This is a genomic window from Pseudomonas sp. C11 (genome assembly GCF_034683865.1).
Taxonomy (GTDB): Bacteria; Pseudomonadota; Gammaproteobacteria; order Pseudomonadales; family Pseudomonadaceae; genus Aquipseudomonas.
Genome location: NZ_JAWIIP010000009.1, coordinates 127,084 through 145,076, shown reverse-complemented (window position 1 = coordinate 145,076; position 17,993 = coordinate 127,084). Strand labels below are relative to the sequence as shown.

Annotated in this window: 16 protein-coding genes; 10 read left to right on the top strand and 6 right to left on the bottom strand. The window is 63.5% G+C overall.

Annotation, left to right across the window (positions count from 1 at the left end; genetic code table 11):
* Positions 1–15 precede the first annotated feature (15 nt).
* The 4 genes from murA to hisC all read left to right on the top strand — a co-directional run bounded on the left by murA (position 16) and on the right by hisC (position 4,550).
* A complete protein-coding gene (murA, locus tag VC352_RS15880) occupies positions 16–1,281 on the top strand; it encodes a UDP-N-acetylglucosamine 1-carboxyvinyltransferase (RefSeq protein ID WP_322980494.1) in 1,266 nt (421 codons plus the stop codon).
* A gap of 69 nt (positions 1,282–1,350) precedes the next feature.
* A complete protein-coding gene (hisG, locus tag VC352_RS15875; RefSeq protein WP_322980493.1) occupies positions 1,351–1,986 on the top strand; it encodes an ATP phosphoribosyltransferase in 636 nt (211 codons plus the stop codon).
* Positions 1,987–2,111: 125 nt separating this feature from the next.
* The gene (gene hisD / locus VC352_RS15870; RefSeq protein ID WP_322980492.1) at positions 2,112–3,422 is read left to right on the top strand and encodes a histidinol dehydrogenase; all 1,311 of its coding nucleotides are present in this window, start codon (positions 2,112–2,114) and stop codon (positions 3,420–3,422) included.
* Between the two features lie 75 nt (positions 3,423–3,497).
* Complete coding sequence (hisC, locus tag VC352_RS15865; RefSeq protein ID WP_322980491.1) at positions 3,498–4,550, top strand: histidinol-phosphate transaminase; 1,053 nt, start codon at positions 3,498–3,500, stop codon at positions 4,548–4,550.
* Positions 4,551–4,594: 44 nt separating this feature from the next.
* Here the strand turns inward: hisC and VC352_RS15860 are convergent, their stop codons facing one another.
* On the bottom strand, positions 4,595–5,317 hold the full coding sequence (locus VC352_RS15860) for a DUF4198 domain-containing protein (RefSeq protein ID WP_322980490.1): 723 nt from the start codon (positions 5,315–5,317) through the stop codon (positions 4,595–4,597).
* A gap of 113 nt (positions 5,318–5,430) precedes the next feature.
* Positions 5,431–6,573 (bottom strand): Do family serine endopeptidase AlgW, encoded by a 1,143-nt coding sequence (algW, locus tag VC352_RS15855; protein WP_322980489.1) that lies wholly within the window; start codon positions 6,571–6,573, stop codon positions 5,431–5,433.
* A 112-nt stretch (positions 6,574–6,685) separates the two neighbouring features.
* On the opposite strand from algW, the gene VC352_RS15850 reads away from it, so the two are divergent.
* From VC352_RS15850 to cysN, 3 genes are all read left to right on the top strand, one after another.
* Complete coding sequence (locus VC352_RS15850; protein WP_322980488.1) at positions 6,686–7,444, top strand: Nif3-like dinuclear metal center hexameric protein; 759 nt, start codon at positions 6,686–6,688, stop codon at positions 7,442–7,444.
* 132 nt (positions 7,445–7,576) lie between these two features.
* Positions 7,577–8,494 carry a sulfate adenylyltransferase subunit CysD gene (gene cysD / locus VC352_RS15845; protein WP_013714118.1) on the top strand — a complete coding sequence of 306 codons (918 nt, stop codon included), beginning with the start codon at positions 7,577–7,579 and terminating at the stop codon, positions 8,492–8,494.
* A 12-nt stretch (positions 8,495–8,506) separates the two neighbouring features.
* The gene (cysN, locus tag VC352_RS15840; RefSeq protein ID WP_322980487.1) at positions 8,507–10,402 is read left to right on the top strand and encodes a sulfate adenylyltransferase subunit CysN; all 1,896 of its coding nucleotides are present in this window, start codon (positions 8,507–8,509) and stop codon (positions 10,400–10,402) included.
* 59 nt (positions 10,403–10,461) lie between these two features.
* Here cysN and VC352_RS15835 read toward each other — a convergent pair whose 3' ends face one another.
* The gene (locus tag VC352_RS15835; protein ID WP_322980486.1) at positions 10,462–11,709 is read right to left on the bottom strand and encodes a DUF2254 domain-containing protein; all 1,248 of its coding nucleotides are present in this window, start codon (positions 11,707–11,709) and stop codon (positions 10,462–10,464) included.
* 120 nt (positions 11,710–11,829) lie between these two features.
* Positions 11,830–12,264 (bottom strand): YhcB family protein, encoded by a 435-nt coding sequence (locus VC352_RS15830; RefSeq protein WP_159971486.1) that lies wholly within the window; start codon positions 12,262–12,264, stop codon positions 11,830–11,832.
* Positions 12,265–12,385: 121 nt separating this feature from the next.
* On the opposite strand from VC352_RS15830, the gene VC352_RS15825 reads away from it, so the two are divergent.
* The 3 genes from VC352_RS15825 (at position 12,386) to zapE (ending at position 15,734) form a co-directional block, all read left to right on the top strand.
* Complete coding sequence (locus VC352_RS15825; RefSeq protein WP_322980485.1) at positions 12,386–13,015, top strand: alpha/beta hydrolase; 630 nt, start codon at positions 12,386–12,388, stop codon at positions 13,013–13,015.
* A gap of 28 nt (positions 13,016–13,043) precedes the next feature.
* Complete coding sequence (locus VC352_RS15820) at positions 13,044–14,390, top strand: tryptophan--tRNA ligase (RefSeq protein ID WP_322980484.1); 1,347 nt, start codon at positions 13,044–13,046, stop codon at positions 14,388–14,390.
* A 249-nt stretch (positions 14,391–14,639) separates the two neighbouring features.
* Entirely contained in the window at positions 14,640–15,734 is a 1,095-nt protein-coding gene (gene zapE, locus VC352_RS15815) for a cell division protein ZapE (protein WP_322980483.1), read from the top strand.
* Positions 15,735–15,949: 215 nt separating this feature from the next.
* Here zapE and VC352_RS15810 read toward each other — a convergent pair whose 3' ends face one another.
* The gene (locus VC352_RS15810) at positions 15,950–16,912 is read right to left on the bottom strand and encodes a hypothetical protein (RefSeq protein ID WP_322980482.1); all 963 of its coding nucleotides are present in this window, start codon (positions 16,910–16,912) and stop codon (positions 15,950–15,952) included.
* 93 nt (positions 16,913–17,005) lie between these two features.
* Entirely contained in the window at positions 17,006–17,920 is a 915-nt protein-coding gene (locus VC352_RS15805; RefSeq protein WP_322980615.1) for a GlxA family transcriptional regulator, read from the bottom strand.
* Positions 17,921–17,993: the final 73 nt, after the last annotated feature.

The following is a 17,993-nucleotide window of genomic DNA, read 5'->3' as shown; positions in this document are numbered from 1 at the left end:
GGCGACGAGACTCCTATGGACAAACTGATCATTACCGGTGGCGTGCGCCTCGATGGCGAAATTCGCATTTCCGGTGCCAAGAACTCTGCGCTACCGATCCTGGCCGCCACCCTGCTGGGTGACGAGCCCGTCACCATCTGCAACCTGCCGCACCTGCACGACATCACCACCATGATCGAGCTGTTCGGTCGCATGGGCATCGAGCCGGTGATCGACGAGAAACTCTCCGTCGAAGTCGACGCGCGTTCGATCAAGACCCTGGTCGCGCCCTACGAGCTGGTCAAGACCATGCGCGCCTCGATCCTGGTGCTCGGGCCGATGGTTGCCCGCTTCGGTGAGGCCGAAGTGGCCCTGCCTGGTGGTTGCGCCATCGGTTCGCGTCCGGTCGACCTGCACATCCGTGGCCTCGAGGCCATGGGCGCGAAGATCGACGTGGAAGGCGGCTATATCAAGGCCAAGGCGCCGGAAGGCGGCCTGCGCGGCGCGCACTTCTTCTTCGATGTGGTCAGCGTGACCGGCACCGAGAACATCATGATGGCTGCGACCCTGGCCAAGGGCCGCAGCGTGCTGGAAAACGCCGCGCGTGAGCCTGAGGTCGTCGACCTGGCCAACTGCCTGATCGCCATGGGCGCGAAGATCCAGGGCGCCGGCACCGACACCATCATCATTGACGGCGTCGAGCGCCTGCATGGTGCGCGCTTCAATGTCATGCCCGACCGTATCGAAACCGGTACCTACCTGGTCGCCGCTGCCGTCACCGGTGGCCGCGTCAAGGTCAAGGACGCCGATCCGTCGACCCTGGAGGCCGTGCTGGCCAAGCTGCAGGAAGCGGGCGCGGAAATCACCACCGGTGCCGACTGGATCGAGCTGGACATGAAGGGCAAGCGCCCCAAGGCCGTCAACCTGCGTACCGCGCCGTACCCCGCATTCCCCACCGACATGCAGGCGCAGTTCATTGCGTTGAACGCGGTGGCCGAAGGCACTGGCACCATCATCGAGACGGTGTTCGAGAACCGCTTCATGCACGTCTACGAGATGCACCGCATGGGCGCCAATATCCTGGTCGAGGGTAATACCGCTGTCGTGACCGGCGTTGGTGCACTCAAGGGCGCGCCCGTGATGGCCACCGACCTGCGCGCTTCGGCGAGTCTGGTGCTGGCTGCGCTGGTGGCTGACGGCGACACGCTGATCGATCGCATCTACCACATCGACCGTGGTTACGAGTGCATCGAGGAAAAACTGCAGTTGCTCGGCGCTAAAATTCGTCGCGTTCCGGGCTGATTGCCTGCGTTCGTTGTCGTAGGGCCGCTCCCTGTCGGAGCGGTCGCTTCCGCTCAAGGAAACCGTTTCATGCTGACCATCGCCCTGTCCAAAGGCCGCATTCTCGATGACACCCTGCCGTTGCTGGCAGCGGCAGGCATCGAGCCGACCGAGAACCCGGACAAGAGCCGCAAGCTGATCATCCCCACCACCCAGGATGACGTGCGCCTGTTGATCGTGCGAGCTACCGACGTGCCGACCTACGTCGAGCATGGCGCGGCCGACCTCGGTGTGGCGGGCAAGGACGTGCTGATGGAGTACGGCGGCCAGGGCATCTACGAACCGCTGGATCTGCAGATTGCCCAGTGCAAGCTGATGACCGCCGGCAAGGTCGGTGCGCCGGAGCCGAAAGGGCGCCTGCGCGTGGCCACCAAGTTCGTCAACGTCGCCAAGCGCTACTACGCCGAGCAGGGCCGTCAGGTCGATATCATCAAGCTGTACGGCTCGATGGAACTGGCGCCGCTGGTGGGCTTGGCTGACAAGATCATCGACGTGGTCGACACCGGCAACACCCTGCGTGCCAACGGCCTGGAACCGCAAGAACTGATCGCCACTATCAGCTCGCGGCTGATCGTCAACAAGGCTTCGATGAAGATGCAGCACGCGCGCATCCAGGCGCTGATCGAAACCCTGCGTGGCGCCATCGAGGCGCGACACCAAGGCTGATTCCTCACCGCGACTTCTGGTCGCGGCAGCCTATCCGTGTCATAGCCATTTTTCTTGGGTGCCCGCACGGTGGGCTTGCTACATTACGGGCGCCCGAGAAACCGCCATTTAATGAGGCTTTCGCTATGACCGCACCCGTTGCCATCCGCCGACTCAACGCCGCCGACACGGACTTCGCGCGTCATCTGGATCATCTGCTGTCCTGGGAAAGCGTCTCCGACGATGGCGTCAACCAGCGTGTGCTGGAAATCATCCAGGCCGTGCGCGAGCGCGGCGACGCTGCTCTGGTCGAGTACACCCAGCGTTTCGATGGCCTGGAGGTCGCCAGCATGGCCGACCTGATCCTGCCGCGCGAGCGCCTGGAACTGGCCCTCACCCGTATCAGCCCGGCTCAGCGCGAGGCGCTGGAAGTCGCCGCCGAGCGCGTGCGCAGCTACCACGAGAAGCAGAAGCAGGATTCCTGGCGCTATACCGAGGCCGATGGCACGGTGTTGGGGCAGAAGGTCACCCCGCTGGATCGCGCCGGGCTGTACGTGCCGGGCGGCAAGGCCTCCTATCCGTCCTCGGTGCTGATGAACGCCATCCCGGCCAAGGTGGCTGGCGTGCCCGAGGTGGTGATGGTGGTGCCGACGCCGCGTGGCGAGATCAACGAGATCGTGCTCGCCGCTGCCGCCATCGCCGGCGTTGACCGCGTGTTCACCATCGGTGGCGCCCAGGCTGTTGCCGCGCTGGCCTATGGCACCGAGAGCGTGCCGCCGGTGGATAAGATCGTCGGCCCCGGCAACATCTACGTGGCCACTGCCAAGCGCCATGTGTTCGGCAAGGTCGGTATCGACATGATTGCCGGCCCGTCGGAAATCCTCGTGGTCTGCGACGGCCAGACCGATCCCGACTGGATCGCCATGGATCTGTTCTCCCAGGCCGAGCACGACGAGGACGCGCAGTCGATCCTGGTCAGCCCGGATGCCGCCTTCCTCGATCGCGTGGCCGCAAGCATCGCCAAGCTGCTGCCGACCATGGAGCGTGCCGAGATCATCCGCACCTCGCTGGAAGGCCGGGGGGCGCTGATCCAGGTGGCCGACATGGAGCAGGCCATCGAGGTGGCCAACCGCATCGCGCCGGAGCACCTGGAGCTGTCGGTAGCCGATCCGGAAGCCTGGCTGCCCGAGATTCGTCACGCCGGCGCCATCTTCATGGGCCGTTACACCGCCGAAGCGCTGGGCGACTACGTGGCCGGGCCGAACCATGTGCTCCCCACTTCCGGTACCGCGCGTTTTTCCTCGCCGCTGGGCGTGTACGACTTCCAGAAGCGCTCGTCGATCATCTTCTGCTCGCCGGATGGCGCGTCGGAGCTGGGCAAGAGCGCTTCGGTGCTGGCCCGTGGCGAGTCGCTGACCGCGCACGCGCGCAGCGCCGAGTACCGCATCAAAAACTAGCGGCTTAGGTAGGGTGGACAACGCTTCGCGGTTTCCACCCCAAGAGAATCCAAGCATTCGAGGAGAGAAGGGCAGATGAGCAAATTCTGGAGCCCCTTCGTCAAAGACCTGGTGCCCTATGTGCCGGGCGAGCAACCCAAGCTGAGCAAGCTGGTCAAGCTCAACACCAACGAGAACCCCTACGGCCCGTCGCCCAAGGCCATTGCGGCGATGCAGGCCGAGGTCAACGACAATCTGCGCCTGTACCCGGATCCCAACGGTGACCGCCTGAAGCAGGCAGTGGCCGATTATTACGGCGTTCAGCCTGCTCAGGTGTTCGTCGGCAACGGCTCCGACGAGGTGCTGGCGCATGCCTTCTACGGCCTGTTCCAGCATGAGGCACCGCTGCTATTCCCGGATATCAGCTACAGCTTCTATCCGGTTTACTGCGGCCTGTATGGCATCGAGTACCAGCAGGTGGCATTGGACGAGCACTTCCAGATTCGTGTCGAGGACTACGCCCGGCCCAATGGCGGCATCATCTTCCCCAATCCCAATGCGCCGACGGGTTGCCTGCTGCCGCTCGACGCCATTGAGCGTTTGCTGCAGGCCAGCCCGGACAGCGTGGTATTGGTGGATGAGGCTTATGTCGATTTCGGCGGCCAGACGGCCATCGCTCTGGTCGATCGGTACCCCAACCTGCTGGTCACCCAGACCCTGTCCAAGTCGCGTTCGCTGGCCGGGCTGCGTGTCGGCATCGCGGTCGGGCATCCGGATCTGATCGAGGCGCTGGAGCGGATCAAGAACAGCTTCAACTCCTATCCGCTCGATCGCATCGCCATTGCCGGCGCGGCGGCTGCCTTCGAGGATCGTGCCTACTTCGAACAGACCTGCCAGCAGGTGATCGACAGTCGCGACGCAGTGGTTGCCGGTCTGCAGGGGCTGGGCTTCGAGGTGCTGCCGTCGGCGGCCAACTTCGTTTTCGCTCGTCACCCGGACAAGGATGCGGCAACCCTGGCGGCTGGTTTGCGTGAGCAGGGCGTGATCGTGCGCCACTTCAAGCAGCCGCGCATCGCCCAGTTCCTGCGTATCACCATCGGTACGCCGGAGCAGAACCAGGCCCTGTTGGACGCGTTGCAGGGCCTGTAACGCCTCGCTGCAGGCGCGCACCGAGTCGCGCCTGCAGCGTTCGATCAGTGATGATGGTGACCCTGGCCGACGAAGGTCAGCGAGGCGAACAGGCCGCGCGTTTCGATATCGGCATCGCCCTTGACCGGCAAATCGACCTCGGCGGCGATGATGTTGAGGCCCTGGTTGCGTACCACCACCTCGGCGCGGCCATCTGCATCGGTGGTGGCGCTGACCTCATCCGGTGCCCCTCGGTAATCACCCACCAGCTTGACGCCCGCCATGGGCTTGCCGTCTACCAACACGCGTACCGGCAGCGGCTTGCCTGGGCCCACCTCCAGCGGATCGACTTCCGGCAGGATGACCATTTTCAGTTGCTTCAAGTCCGGCAGCCTGGCGCCTTCGCTGTAGATCGCCAGGCTGTACTTGTAGGTGTGCAGCGACTGCGTGGAGTTCGGCACCTGGCTACGCCCCTGGTTGATCCACTGGCCATCCGGGGTCTTCGACCAGGCGCCGTTATCCAGGGCCACGGCCATGATCGCCGGGGGCTTGAGGGGTTGCAGGCGAGCATGGTCGGTCAAACGCTCGACGGTCACCGGGATCATCTTGCCGGTGCTGTCATAGGCCCAGGCGCCACTGATCTTCTTGGCGTCGAAGGCGTTGTCCTCTTCGCCATGACCGTAAACCACTTCGATATTGCCGCGCCGCTCTTCGGTCCACAGGCCGTGGGCCAGGGCGTTACCACATGCGAACAGGCTGGTGAGCAGTAGGCAGGTACTCAGACGCATCGACGATCTCCTTTGGGGTGGGGGGCGACCGCGTTGGGTGCGGTCTAGATAAATATGTAATAACGTTTCGTTATTGGCTGCAAGCGAACTGGCCTAAGCCAGGTCGCGTGGTGTCAGTTGCCGTTGGCGGGAGGGCGGATGCCGATTTCGGCGGTCAGCTTGAGGGTTTTGCCGTTACGCAGCACTTCGATGAGGATCTTGTCGCCCGGCTTGGTACGGGCCACCTGATTCATCGAGCGGCGACCATCGCTGGCGGCTTCGCCATCGATGCTGAGGATCAGGTCGCCAGGCTGCAGGCCTGCCTTCTGCGCCGGGCCGTCGCGATACAGGCCGGCGACGACGATACCGGGGCGCCCTTCCAGACCGAAGGATTCGGCCAACTCCGGGGTCAGTGGCTGTACCTCGATGCCCAGCCAGCCACGGATCACCTGGCCGTGCTCGATGATCGCCTGCATCACCTCCAGTGCCAGCTTCACCGGGATGGCGAAGCCGATGCCCTGCGAGCCGCCGGACTTGGAGAAGATCGCGGTATTGATGCCGACCAGATTGCCATGCGCATCGATCAGTGCGCCGCCGGAGTTGCCGGGGTTGATCGCGGCATCGGTCTGGATGAAGTCTTCGTAGGTGTTCAGGCCCAACTGGTTACGGCCGGTGGCGCTGATGATGCCCATGGTCACGGTCTGGCCGACGCCAAAGGGGTTGCCGATGGCCAGGGCGACATCGCCGATGCGCAGGCTGTCCGAGCGCCCCAGGGTCATGGCAGGCAGATTGTCCAGGTCGATCTTGAGCACGGCCAGGTCGGTTTCCGGGTCGCTGCCGACCAGGCGTGCATGGGTTTCACGGCCATCCTTGAGGGCGACGACGATCTCGTCCGCGCCGCTGACCACATGGTTGTTGGTCAGCAGGTAACCTTCCTTGCTCATCAACACGGCCGAGCCCAGGCTGGACTCCATGCGCTGCTGGCGCGGCAGGTTGTCGCCGAAGAAGCGGCGGAAGGTCGGGTCTTCGAACAGCGGGTGCGCCGGTTTGCTCACCAGCTTGGTGGTGTACAGGTTGGCCACGGCGGGCGATGCGATGTCCACGGCGTCGGCGTAAGACACCGGCCCCGCCTGCAGGCGATTGGATATTGGAGCTTGCACCAGTTGCACGTCGGTACTCGGCAGGCCGACCCATTGCGGGTAGCGCTGGATCAGCAGCAGGGCGATGAGCACGCCGACCAGCAGGGGCCAGCCGAGAAAACGCAGGGCCTGGGGCATCGAGACAATCCTGAGGGTTGCGGGGGCCAAACGCGGCCCTTTAAGGTGGCGCATTATAGTGAGGTGCGCGGCAATAAGGCAGCGGCCTGCAACAGCGTGAGAAGGAATCGTCATGGCCATTGCCCTGTCCACTCTGGTTGGCGAAGCTGACCAACTACTCAATGCATCGCGTATCAGCGACTACTGCCCCAATGGTCTGCAGGTCGAAGGGCGGCCGCAGGTGCGCCGTATCGTCAGTGGCGTGACTGCCAGCCAGGCGCTGATCGAGGCGGCCATCGAGGCCGAAGCCGACGTGTTGCTGGTGCACCATGGTTATTTCTGGAAGGGCGAGAACCCCTGCGTCACCGGCATGAAGCAGCGGCGGCTGAAGGCCTTGCTGGCACATGACGTCAGCCTGCTGGCCTATCACCTGCCGCTGGACGTCCACCCCGAAGTGGGCAACAACGTGCAGCTTGCACGGCAGTTGGGCATCGTCGTCGAGGGGCCGCTGGAGCCGGAAAATCCGCGCACCGTTGGCCTCGTCGGCTCGCTTGCTGAGCCCATGAGCGCTGCCGATTTCGCCCGTCACGTGCAGCAGGTACTGGGCCGTGAGCCCTTGCTGGTCGAGGGCGAAGGGCTTATCCGCCGAGTCGGCTGGTGTACCGGCGGCGGCCAGGGCTATATCGATCAGGCGATTGCCGCAGGTGTCGACCTGTACCTCACCGGCGAGGCCTCCGAGCAGACCTTCCACAGTGCCCGGGAAAATGGCGTGAGTTTCATCGCCGCAGGCCATCACGCCACCGAGCGTTATGGCGTGCAGGCGCTGGGTGATTACCTGGCCCGACGTTTCGCCCTGGAGCATCTGTTCATCGATTGCCCGAACCCGGTGTGATTCGCGCTTTCCTCTCGATATAACACTAGAACCTTTCGGTCTAACCAGCGTCCTGGCTATAAGCAGACGCTGTGTTAGAGTGCCGGCTCGTCCACGGCCCGCCGGCCCCATAACAGCAAACCGTGAGTAGCCATGCTCGACAAACTGACCCATCTGAAGCAGCTCGAGGCGGAAAGCATCCACATCATTCGTGAAGTGGCCGCCGAATTCGACAACCCGGTGATGCTCTATTCCATCGGCAAGGATTCCGCCGTGATGCTGCACCTGGCCCGCAAGGCGTTCTTCCCTGGCAAGCTGCCGTTCCCGGTGCTGCACGTCGATACCCGCTGGAAGTTCCAGGAGATGTATCGCTTCCGCGAGAAGATGGTCGGTGAATACGGCCTGGAGCTGCTGACCCACATCAATCCCGATGGTGTGGCGCAGGACATGAACCCCTTCACCTACGGCAGTGCCAAGCACACCGACGTGATGAAGACCGAAGGTCTCAAGCAGGCACTGGACAAGTACGGCTTCGACGCCGCCTTCGGTGGTGCCCGTCGTGATGAAGAAAAATCCCGCGCCAAGGAGCGCGTGTATTCCTTCCGTGACAGCAAGCACCGCTGGGATCCGAAGAACCAGCGCCCCGAGCTGTGGAGCGTGTACAACGGCAAGGTGAAGAAGGGCGAATCGATCCGCGTCTTCCCCCTGTCGAACTGGACCGAGCTGGACATCTGGCAATACATCTACCTGGAGCAGATCCCGATCGTGCCGCTGTACTTCGCTGCCGAGCGCGAAGTCATCGAGAAGAACGGCACGCTGATCATGATCGACGACGAGCGCATCCTCGAGCATCTGTCCGATGAAGAGAAGGCGCGCATCACCAAGAAGATGGTGCGTTTCCGTACCCTCGGCTGCTACCCGCTGACCGGCGCGGTGGAGTCCACCGCGACCACGCTGCCGGAAATCATCCAGGAAATGCTCCTGACCAAGACCAGCGAACGGCAAGGGCGGGTCATCGATCACGACGCCGCCGGTTCGATGGAAGAGAAAAAACGCCAGGGCTACTTCTAAGGATTCCTCATCATGAGTCATCAGTCTGATTTGATCAGCGAGGATATCCTCGCCTATCTGGCCCAGCACGAACGCAAGGAGCTGCTGCGCTTTCTTACCTGCGGCAACGTCGATGACGGCAAGAGCACGCTGATCGGCCGCCTGCTGCACGACTCCAAGATGATCTACGAGGATCATCTGGAAGCCATCACCAAGGATTCGAAGAAGGTCGGCACCACCGGCGATGACATCGACCTGGCACTGCTGGTCGACGGCCTGCAGGCCGAGCGCGAGCAGGGCATCACCATCGATGTGGCCTACCGCTACTTCAGCACCGCCAAGCGCAAGTTCATCATCGCCGACACCCCCGGCCATGAGCAGTACACGCGCAACATGGCTACCGGTGCCTCCACCTGCGACTTGGCGATCATCCTGATCGACGCCCGTTACGGTGTGCAGACCCAGACCAAGCGCCACAGCTTCATCGCCTCCCTGCTGGGCATCAAGCACATAGTCGTCGCCGTCAACAAGATGGATCTCAAAGACTTCGATCAGGGCGTGTTCGAGCAGATCAAGGCCGACTACCTGGCCTTCGCCGAGAAGATCAACCTGCGCCCGACCACCCTCGAGTTCGTGCCGATGTCGGCGCTCAAGGGCGACAACGTGGTGAACAAGTCCGAGCGCTCGCCCTGGTACACCGGGCAGTCGCTGATGGAAATTCTCGAGACCGTCGAAGTCGCGGGCGACCGCAATTTCGACGACCTGCGCTTCCCGGTGCAGTACGTCAACCGCCCGAACCTGAACTTCCGCGGTTTCGCCGGCACCCTGGCCAGCGGCATCGTGCGCAAGGGCGACGAAGTGCTGGCCTTGCCGTCTGGCAAGAGCAGCCGGGTCAAATCCATCGTCACCTTCGAAGGTGAGCTGGAGCAGGCCGGTCCGGGCCAGGCGATCACCCTGACCCTGGAAGACGAGATCGACGTGTCGCGCGGCGACATGCTGGTGCATGCCGACAACCGTCCGCTGGTCACCGACAGCTTCGAGGCCATGCTGGTGTGGATGGGCGAAGAGCCGATGCTGCCGGGCAAGAAATACGACATCAAACGCGCCACCAGCTACGTGCCGGGTTCGATCCCAAGCATCGTCCATCGCGTCGATGTGAATACCCTGGAGCAGGGGCCGGCCAGCGAGCTGAAGCTCAACGAGATCGGCCGGGTCAAGGTCGCGCTGGATGCACCGATCGCCCTGGATGGCTACGAGTACAACCGCACCACCGGTGCCTTCATCATCATCGACCGCCTGACCAACGGCACCGTCGGCGCCGGCATGATCATCGCCGATCCGGTCGCCCATGGCGGCGGTCAGCATGGTCGCCTGGCGCACGTCTCCACCGAGGAGCGTGCCTCGCGCTTCGGCCAGCAGCCAGCCACCGTGTTGTTCACCGGGCTTTCCGGTGCAGGCAAGAGCACCCTGGCCTATGCCGTGGAGCGCAAGCTATTCGACATGGGCCGTGCGGTCTACGTGCTCGATGGCCAGAACCTGCGTCATGACCTGAACAAGGGGCTGCCGCAGGATCGCGCCGGTCGTGCGGAGAACTGGCGCCGTGCCGCGCATGTGGCGCGTCAGTTCAACGAAGCCGGTCTGATCGCCCTGGCGGCCTTCGTCGCGCCGGATGCCGAAGGCCGCGAACAGGCCAAGGCACTGATTGGCAGCGAGCGCGCCCTGACCGTCTACGTGCAGGCCTCGCCGCAGGTCTGCGCCGAGCGTGATCCGCAGGGTCTGTATGCCGCCGGTGGCGACAACATCCCGGGCGAAGGCTTCCCATACGACGTGCCGTTGAATGCCGATCTGGTGATCGACACCCAGACGCAGTCGGTCGAGGAGGGCGTCAAGGCGGTGCTGGACTTGCTGCGCAGTCGCGGCGCGATCTAACTCGCCGCGTCACCTCACAACGCCGGGCTCATGCCCGGCGTTGTGCTATCTGCCGCTTGCTAACGCAGCTCGCGCAAGCGTTGCTTGTCCGCTTCCTGGGTCATGGCCTGTTCGGCCCGCGCCAGGGCGCGTTCTGCCTGTTCGAAGGCGGCCTGACGAAACCCTGCGTCGCCCATCTGGCTGAGTGCCTGCAGCGTTTTGCGCAGCTTCATTTGTACTTCGAGCAGGCTCGCACCGTCGCGGGCGATGGGGTTGAAGGCATCCTCGAACAGATCCCGCGTATGCAGTGCCGTCACCCACACCCTGGGGAATTGCGGCGTCTGATCCGCTTGCTGATCGCGTGCCCAGGTGCAGAGCACGCGCGCCTGACGCCCCAGCACATCGATTGCCGTACCCGGATCGTTGACCGCCGGTGACAGCGCGCGGGAAGCAATTTCGCTCAGTACTGCCAGGCCGAAGCGCGGATCCTGATCGAAGCTGCGTTCCTTGCCGATGCTGAACGCCTCACGGGCGCATTGCAGGGCTTGGCACGCCTTGTCGCTCTGGTGCGGGCTGGCGATCCAGGCCAGCGGCGTGTCGGGGTAGACGAATGCACCGGGCGCTGCCAGCAGGTGGATGTCGCTGTCCAACTGATCGGCCTGTTCGGCCAGAGCGGCCATGTCGACATGCTGCACGTAGCCGACCGTATCGGCCGTCAGGCGCAAGGCGCCTTCAGGGATGGTCTGGTCGGCCGGCGCGGGACTGCCGCCCAGGTAAGGGTTGGCGCAGCGCCAGTCGATGGCGCGCTGGGTGGCCTCCTCGACGCGCTCGGTGGTTTCACCCACGCGGCCCAGGCGCGTCAGGTGATCGATCCAGCGCAACAGGCTGACCACCACCAGAGCGATCACGGCGATGGTGACGATGAACAGGACGAAGCGCCCGCTATCGCCGTAGGCGCCGGTCTTGAGCACGACGATACCGACGATGCTGAACAGGAACGAGCCGATGAAACTGGACAGCACGTTCTGGGTCAGGCGGTCTTCGATCAGCAGTTTGATCGCGCGTGGCGTGACGTTGCTGGTGGCGGCGCTGTAGGCCGAGGTCATCACGCTGAGGCTGAAGGTGGTCACCGCGAGCATGCTTGAGGCGATGATATTGAGAATGCCGTCGACTGCGTCGGCGCCGATGGTGGTAGGCAAATCCCAGGGCAGCAGGTGCTCGGTCAGTGCGGCCAGGCCGGCGGCAGCGATGCCCAGCGCGCCGATCAGCGTGGCGCGAAACCAGAGCTGTCGGGTCAGTCGTGTCAGTAACCATTGCCAGCGCGACATGAGGTGTCCTCGGGAAGGGAAGCACCTGCGATCATAGTCGGCTGGCGCTTGACGGTGCAGGCGCGGGCCGAAAAAACAACGCCCCGGCGGGCCGGGGCGTTGTGGGGAGTGCGCGTGCTGTCAGGACTTCTTCAGGCCGTAGCTCTCGTCGAGCATGCCCGGGCCGTCGGTCTTGGGCGCGTAGTCCTTGGGCATTTCATAATTCTTCGGCGGGGTCAGGCGCTCGCGCTTCTCGCCACTTTCCGCGCTGTTGAGGGTAGCCAGCAGGCGCTGACGGGTCAGCTCGTCCAGGGCCAGGCGGTTGGCGCCGTCGGACAGGTGCTCCTGCACGTCCTGGTAGCTCTGGGTGAGCTTCTTCACCAGGCTGGCGGTGGTGTTGAAGTGGGTGACCACTTCGTTCTGGTAGGCCTCGAAGCGTGCCTGCATTTCATCCATCTGCCGCTGCGTCCGGCTGGGTGCGGCATTGGGGGCCAGGCGGGCGAGCAGAAAGCCCACGGCGATGCCGACCACCAGGGTCAGGGCGGGTATCAACCAGGCTGCAAGTGTCTGTTCCACGAGTCCTTCCTCTCAAAACGGCTTTGCTTTACGTTAGCGGCTCGAACCTGCGCTGTATACGTTTACCGCACAGGCAGTTTGCTAGACGAGTCGACCCGTTGCGGGGTCACGGAGTTCAGTGTTGCTCAGTCGCGAAACCCCTCTTTTCATCCAAGGCCCCAAGGGCCAACTCGAAGCCCTGCTGCTGGAGGTGCCCGACGCCCGTGGCGTGGCGCTGGTTTGCCATCCCAATCCGGTGCAGGGCGGCACCATGCTTAACAAGGTGGTGAGCACCCTGCAGCGCACTGCGCGTGACAGTGGATATCACACCTTGCGTTTCAATTATCGCGGTGTGGGCACCAGCGCTGGCAGCCATGACATGGGCACTGGCGAAGTGGATGATGCCGAGGCCGTTGCCGCCTGGCTGCAGGAGCAGTACCCGAACCTGCCCATTACCCTGCTCGGTTTTTCCTTCGGCGGCTTTGTCGCTGCTGCGCTGGGCGCACGGCTGGAAGCGCAGGGCGTCACGCTCAGCAAGCTGTTCATGGTGGCGCCGGCGGTGCATCGCCTGGCCGCCGACACCCCGCCGGCCAGCCAATGCCCGCTGGTGGTGATCCAGCCGGACGCGGACGAAGTGATCGAGCCGCAGGCCGTGTACGACTGGTCGGCCAACCTTGGGCGTGCCCATGAGCTGCTGAAAGTGGCAGAATGCGGTCACTTTTTTCACGGCAAGCTGACGGATCTGAAGGATCTGCTGTTGCCTCGCCTGTAAGTCTTTAAGCCATTTCTAAGCGAACCTCATGACCACCCGTATCCTTACCGGTATCACCACCACCGGCACGCCGCACCTGGGCAACTACGCTGGTGCCATCCGCCCGGCTATCGTGGCCAGCCGCGATCCGCAGATGGACTCGTTCTATTTCCTCGCCGACTATCACGCGCTGATCAAGTGCGATGACCCGGCGCGCATCCAGCGCTCACGGCTGGAGATCGCCGCGACCTGGCTGGCGCTGGGCCTGGATACCGACAAGGCGACCTTCTACCGCCAGTCCGATATCCCCGAGATCCCCGAACTGTGCTGGCTGCTCACCTGCGTGGCCGGCAAGGGTCTGCTCAATCGTGCCCACGCCTACAAGGCCTCCGTGGACAAGAACGTCGAAGCCGGTGAAGACCCCGACGCCGGCGTGACCATGGGGCTGTTCAGCTACCCGGTGTTGATGGCGGCGGACATCCTGATGTTCAACGCGCAGAAGGTGCCGGTCGGCCGCGACCAGATCCAGCACGTGGAGATGGCTCGCGACATCGGCCAGCGCTTCAACCACCTGTTCGGCAAGGGCAAGGATCTGTTCGTCCTGCCCGAGGTGGTGATCGAGGAGGAAGTGGCCACGCTGCCCGGCCTCGACGGGCGCAAGATGAGCAAGAGCTACGACAACACCATCCCGCTGTTCGGCAGCGCCAAGCAGCTCAAGGAGGCCGTGGCGCGCATCGTCACCGACTCCAGGCTGCCGGGCGAGCCCAAGGATGCCGAGGGTTCGCACCTGTTCACCCTGTACCAGGCTTTCGCCAGCCACGCACAGCAGGACGAGTTCCGCGCCGAGCTGGAAGGCGGCCTGGCCTGGGGCGAGGCGAAGAATCGCCTGTACCAGCTGCTCGAAGACACCCTGGGCGAGGCGCGCGAGCGCTACAACGCGCTGATCGCTCGGCCGGCCGACCTGGAGGACATCCTCCTCGCCGGCGCCGCCAAGGCGCGCAAGATCGCCACGCCGTTCCTTGGCGAGCTGCGCGAGGCGGTGGGCCTGCGTTCGTTCCGCGAGCAGGTGCAGGTGTCTACTGGCGAGAAGAAGAAAGCCGCCAAGAGCGCCCGCTTCGTCAGCTTCCGCGATGAAGATGGCAGCTTCCGCTTCCGTCTGCTGGATGCCGATGGCGAGCAACTGCTGCTGTCGAAATCCTTCGCCGATGGCAAGTCGGCCGGCATGATCAACAAACGCCTGCAATCCGGCGAGCCGCTGGATGTGCGCGTCGAAGGCCAGGTGTTCGCGGTATGGATCGATGGCGAGAGCGTGGCCAGCAGCCCCGAGTTCGCTGACGGTCAGGCGCTGGAAGATGCCATCGCCCGCCTGCGTGAGGCATTGGCACCGCAGGACTGAGATAGCCGCTTCATACCGGGCGGCGGTTGCCGCCCACGGCAAGATTGCCAATCAACGGGGGCGTCGCTAAAGTGACGCCCCCGTTTTTACTTGCCGGCTGAGAGCCTTTTTAAAGGCTCGCGAGCTAGAGGCATGCAAGGCAGAAACAGGCGAGGAAGCGGAGTGTACTGGTGTACATGAGCATTCCGAGCCTGTTTCTTACGCAGCAGGCCCGACGCGCAGCAGACTTTGAACAGGCTCTAACGAATCATGACTCCTCTCGAGCGTTATCAGGCCGACCTCAAGCGGCCCGACTTCTTCCATGATGCGGCCCAGGAAAATGCCGTTCGCCACTTGCAGCGTCTGTACGACGACCTGGTCGCCGCCGACCAGGGCAAGGGTGGCTTGTTGGGCAAGCTGTTCGGCAAGAAGCCGCAAGGGCCGGTCAAGGGCCTGTACTTCTGGGGTGGCGTCGGGCGCGGCAAGACCTATCTGGTCGACACCTTCTTCGATGCGCTGCCGTTCGAGCAGAAGATGCGTACCCACTTCCACCGCTTCATGAAGCGTGTGCACGAGGAAATGCGTACGCTCAAGGGCGAGAAGAACCCGCTGACCATCATCGGCAAGCGCTTCGCCGACGAGGCGCGGGTTATCTGCTTCGACGAGTTCTTCGTCAGCGATATCACCGACGCGATGATCCTCGCCACCCTGCTGGAAGAACTGTTCAAGAACGGCGTATCGCTGGTGGCGACCTCCAACATCGTGCCGGACGGCCTGTACCGTGACGGTTTGCAGCGCGCGCGCTTCCTACCGGCCATCGCCCTGCTCAAGCAGCACACCGACATCGTTAACGTCGACAGCGGCGTCGACTATCGTCTGCGTGCCCTGGAGCAGGCCGAGCTGTTCCACTTCCCGCTCGGCCCGGCCGCCGAGGAGAGCCTGCGCAAGAGCTTCCAGAGCCTGCTGCCGGACTGCACGCACATGGTCGAGAACGAGGCGTTGATGATCGAGAATCGCGCGATCAACGCTGTGCGCGTGTGCGAAGACGTGGCCTGGTTCGAGTTCCGCGAGCTGTGCGACGGCCCGCGTAGCCAGAACGATTACATCGAGCTGGGCAAGCTGTTCCATGCGGTGATCCTGGCCAACGTCGAGCAGATGGGCGTGGCCAAGGACGACATGGCGCGGCGCTTCATCAACCTGGTGGATGAGTTCTACGACCGCAACGTCAAACTGATCATCTCTGCCGAGGTGGAGTTGAAGGATCTGTACATCGGCGGCCGACTGAACTTCGAGTTCCAGCGCACCCTGAGCCGCCTGCTGGAGATGCAGTCGCACGAGTTCCTCTCGCGTCCGCACAAGCCCTGATAAGCAACACGCAAAAGGCGACCCGAACAGACCGTGTGAAAACTACTGCGCTCGGCCATGCTGCGTTAAAAAACGGCTCGGGCGCGAGTCCGATCAAAATGCTCATTTACAGCTCGTAAACTCCGCTTTTTCGCCGTTTTTTGCCTTGCCTGACCTTTGCTCGCTACGTTTTCACACGGTCTGCGAAGGTCGCCTTTTTCATAGCCGGGAATTGCTCAGCGGCTGGCCAGCTGCTTTTTCTGCTGGTCGAGCAGGCTTTGCGCGCGGGCCACTTCGAGCGCTTCCATGGCGCTGATCGGTTTGATCGCCACGGCTTGCTGCAGGTGTTCGATCGCCTTGCCTTGCTCATCATCGCCATACACATAACCCAGCGCATTGGCGTATTCGTAATGGCCGATCGGCAAATCGTCGCGCGCCTGGAAGCTGCGTTTGAAGTAGCTTTCCATCTTGTCGGCACTGACACCGTAGGTCATCTTGCCGACCAGTTTGCCGACCTTGCGGATCACGCCGGCCTCATAGCCACCATAGAGCGCCAGGGCGAACGGCTGCTGTGGGTGTTTGGCCAGCAGGGCGTCCAGCTCTTGCGGAATCTGCGAGGTGTAGCCGCGCTTGAGCACGACCGGTACGGACAGTTCCTCGCCCAGACGTGCCTTGGCGTAGGTGCGACCGAACTGGGCGACGATATCGGCCTGCACCAGGTCGCCGGCCTGATCCGTGTAGGCGATCACCTCTTCGAGCAGGCGGTGTTTCTCGGCCTGATCCGGCACCAGGAACATGGCGTAGATGACCTGGGCGAAGAGGGAGGGTACCTGGCCGCCAACGCCGAGTGCCATGCCCTGTTTCTTCGCTTCGGCAAAGTCACCGCGGAACATCAGGCGCCACACGTCCTGCAATTGCTGTGCATAGCGCTCGGCTTCCTCGGGCTTGCCGCTGAAGCCGGTGCCGGCGGCCACTGTCTTCTCCACGGCCTGAGGGTAGCGAGCGGCCATGTCCATGACCCATTTGGCGTCCGGGAAGGGGTAGTTGCCGAAGCCGCGAGTCAGCTGTGGCCAGGCCTGGCGCAGCTTGTCGCCGCTGTAGTCGTAGGCGCTCTGATCGAAGGGGAAGGGTTTCCAGTTGTCAGCCGCCGCAGCACTGAGGCTGCAGACGGCAAGCAGGGCAAGCAATAGACGGCGCATGACGGTGAACCTGTTGTTGTTATGTACGGTTCCCGATCATAGGGCGCTGCTGCCGAGCGCCAACCTAACCAAGGGTGGGCTGGCGTGGTGCCTTTATCCGTCGCGGCTCGCTGCGTTCTGCTGCATGAACTGGCGGCGATACTGATTGGGCGACAGTTCGGTGTGCTGGCGAAACAGTCTGGCGAAGAAGCTGGCGTCGTCGTAACCGACCTCGTAGCTGATGGTCTTGATGCTCTTGCGGGTGGAGGAGAGCAGGCTCTTGGCCGTCTCGATGCGCAGGCGCTGCAGGTAATGCAGTGGTTTGTCGCCGGTAGCGCTCTGGAAGCGACGCATGAAGTTGCGGATGCTCATGCCGTGCTCGCGGGCCACGTCCTCGAAGCGGAACTTGTCGGCGTAGTGCTCTTCCAGCCAGTGCTGGATCTGCAGCACGGTAACGTCGTGGTGCAGTTTCTGCCCACCGAAGCCGATACGCCCCGGCGTGTAGCTGCGTTGCACCTCATAGAGAATGTCACGCGCCACGCCCTGGGCGACGCCCGCGCCGCAATAGCGTTCGATCAGATAGATGTACAGATCGCAGGCCGAGGTGACGCCGCTGGCGCAATACAGGTTGTCGGCGTCGGAGAGGTGCTTCTCCGGGTTGAGCAGCACCTTGGGAAAGCGCTCGGCAAATTCGCCGACGAAGCGCCAGTAGGTGGTCGCCTCCTTGCCGTCGAGCAGGCCGGCTTCGGCCATCCAGAATACGCCGCTGGCCTCGCCGCAAATGGCGGTGCCCGCCGCATGCTGGCGCCGCAGCCAGTCGAGCACCTGTGGGTAGCGCCTGCTCAGTGTCGCGAAATCGCCCCAGAAGGCCGGCAGGATGATCAGATCGCAGCTGTCCAGCCCGCCGTCCACCGGCACGTGAACCTTGCTGAAGCTGTCGACGGGGTGTCCGTCGGGGCTGACCAGATGGATCTCGAAGGGGGGCTCGAGGCCCAGGCCCTGCTGCTTGGCGTAGCGGACGCCGGCCATGTGAAAGAAGTCCTTGGCTTGTAGCAGGGTGGAGGCGAAGACGCCGTCGGTGGCGAGAACGCTGACTCGGCGC